Origin of the sequence: Flavobacterium sp., from assembly GCF_035760125.1 — a bacterium.
Classification (GTDB): domain Bacteria; phylum Bacteroidota; class Bacteroidia; order Flavobacteriales; family Flavobacteriaceae; genus Flavobacterium.
In genome coordinates, this window is sequence record NZ_DASTTN010000137.1 from 1 (window position 1) to 2,888 (window position 2,888).

The window sequence follows — 2,888 nt, forward strand, 5'->3', positions numbered from 1 at the left end:
TTTTTCTGTTTCTGCTTCAATGCCTGAGCTCAATAGAACAATATCCAGAAGGTTCTGTTTAAAATAGTCTTTGGCTTTTTCTTCGTCACTAAAACCTACTGCATGCCAATCTTCATTTGCATTCACAAGACGAACCACAATCTCTAGGATAGGTTCGTTTTTCCCGAGTATTAAAAATTCTAGTTTTTTCATTGCTTCATAATTTAAAAACAAAATTAGATCACAATTAATTAATAAATCATAATCTAGGACAAGAAAGACTTTGTCAATCCATTGTTTTATAATTAATTATATTTTTTTGTTTTGCTTGTCTAAAATAATTTTTTCAAAATTAAGTTTTAACAAAGTACCATTGTTGTTCTCAATGGAAAAAGTTCCTTCTAAATCATCGCTTAATCCTTTGATCAAACTCATTCCGAATGAATTGGTTTTCTCTTTAAAGGTAACAGGAATTCCAATTCCGTTGTCTTGAATGCTCAGTAAATAATGATTTGCATCCGTTGAAACCAATGTTATGGAAATGAGCCCATCTTGATCATTCGGGAACGCATATTTTATGGAGTTGGTAACGGCTTCGTTTATAATTAATCCCAATGGAACAGCTTGTACAACGTCTAATTCCAGTTGTTCTATATCTATTTCGAAACGAACGCGTTGTTTTAATTGGAATGAATCTTTTAAATATTCAACCAATTCTTTGATGTAAATAGGCATATTGATAGTTGAAATATTCTCGGACATATACAGCTTTTGATGTATTAGCGACATAGCGTGGATACGATGCTGGCTGCTTTTAATTGTAGAACGAGCCATATCATTGTCAACATAAGCAGATTGGGAATTCAATAAACTAATTACCGTTTGCAGGTTGTTTTTTACTCTATGATGAATTTCTTTCATCAGCCATTCCTTTTCATCCAACAAATGCTGTAGATTGGTGTTTTTCAGGCTGATTTCTTTTTCTTTAATCTCCAGCTTTTTATTGTTTTTTTGTTTCACCCGATACAGATTGTACAGTAATCCAATAATTATAAGTAATAACAGAAGCGATCCAATTGACAATTTGATTAAGAGTTTGGATTCCTTTAATTTTCCTTCCTGCAGTTTGGTTTGTGTCTGTAATGATTTAATATTCTGTTCTTTTTTTGCCGTTTCATATTTAAATCGTAACTCTTCAATTTCTTTGCTTTGGGAATAATTTACCAGTGAATCGTTGCCTTTTTTATACTTTTGATAATGTGCAATCGCTGATAAGTATTTTCCGGAAAGGGAATCAATTTTGAAAAGAGAAAGGTCAAGAATAGGATAGCCAGATCTGAGGTTGTACTTATGTTTGATTTCAGTTGCTTTGTCTGTAAACAATTTGGCTTTAGAACCATTGCCTATTTTGGCATAAAACAATGACATGTCTGAATAAATGTTGGATGTGCTAAGCGCTGTTTGCGGATTAATTATTTGTGGGGCATACTTTTCTACAATTTGAAAATTTTGTTCAGCAAGTTTAATATTGCCAGTTCTGACGTAACATATAGCTGTATTATTAGCTAAAAATATTTTGTCTAATATATTATCAGGAGGATATTTGTCTGTTGTCTTTTTTAAATAATCAAGTGCTTCTTTATACCTTCCAAGCTCTGACAAAACAGTTATGTAGCTTATAAAACTTTTATACCAGCTCCTATTGCTTGGGTCTTTTTGCCCCATTTCAATACTTTTTTTTAACAAGGGTATTGCCTCCTCAAAATGTCCCATTTGAGCGTAAACATTGCCTAATCGCATATAAAAATTTTCAGCCATAATATAATCTTTTGTGGCTTCCATAGTTTTTACAGCATCAAATGCATAAAATAAGGCTTCTTTAGGATTTTTTACGACTATGTCAACATACGAAATGGTTGAAGCGTTGTAATGAGTATGTCTAAAACCTATTTTTTTTAGAAAATTATAGGCTTGAATAGATTCTTTTTTGGCAAGTGGCAGGTTTCCAGTCCAGAAATGTACTGTAACGAGTTTCATTAAGGTTTCTGCTTCTTTTTCCTTTTCTCCCGTTTCTTTATATAGAAGCATTGCCTCGGTCAAGAGTTTTTCTTTCTCAGGATTGTTATCCAAAAGATAAGTTCCTTGATTTTCTATTGCTTCCGCCAAAGCTTTTTTATTGTTCAGTTTTCGACAATTTTTTGTAACCGCCGAAAAAATGGCCAGACTCTCGGTCATATTGCCTGCTTGAAAATAATATTTACCTAGCAGCATATTGCTTTGTTGTTGCCATTTTTGTATTTTGAGCTGATTGCTCAGTTCGACAGCCTGTTTTATATAAAGCAAAGCATTTTGAAGGTCTTCTTTTTTGCTTCCTGGTTTAAAAAGGTAATGACTGCCTAGTTGTAATAATAACTTTATCCGATCTGTTTTTTGTGATTTTGAAAGTATTTTTAGTGCTGCAGTTATATTATTGTTATCCACCATTTCACTTTCCAGCAAATATTTTCCGTCATTATAACCCTCGTCATAGGATAATGATATCGGTATTTTATTTGCAGAACAGGCCAATACCATGGCACTGTCAATATCTATATTTCCTTGATTAATTGAATATATATAGACACCGGTTATTTTGACTAATAATCGTTTTTTTTTAATGTCGTAAACTTTGAGTGGAGGGGGTTGGCAAAAACCTCCAATAGATACAGCGAAAGCCAAATACAGAAGTAGTGATTTTATCATAAAAGTTTTTTTGTATAATCTGCTGTATTGTAATTATATAGATAAAATTAAGTTTTTAATTTTAATTTATCTCAGTAAAAAGACTGCAATTTGATATTGCCGAAAAAATAATGATGTTATTGTCGTTTTATACCTTTAGGGTTTTTAGTTTGATTTTTAATAACTAA

The 2,888-nt window shown here is 31.9% G+C and carries 1 protein-coding gene and 1 pseudogene; both read right to left on the bottom strand.

Going from position 1 to position 2,888, the window contains the following annotated elements; all coding sequences use genetic code 11:
* Positions 1-192 (bottom strand): annotated as a pseudogene (locus VFS71_RS05470) (hypothetical protein); the annotation flags it as partial.
* A gap of 96 nt (positions 193-288) precedes the next feature.
* Positions 289-2,721 carry a histidine kinase dimerization/phosphoacceptor domain -containing protein gene (locus VFS71_RS05475; RefSeq protein WP_326399846.1) on the bottom strand — a complete coding sequence of 811 codons (2,433 nt, stop codon included), beginning with the start codon at positions 2,719-2,721 and terminating at the stop codon, positions 289-291.
* Positions 2,722-2,888: the final 167 nt, after the last annotated feature.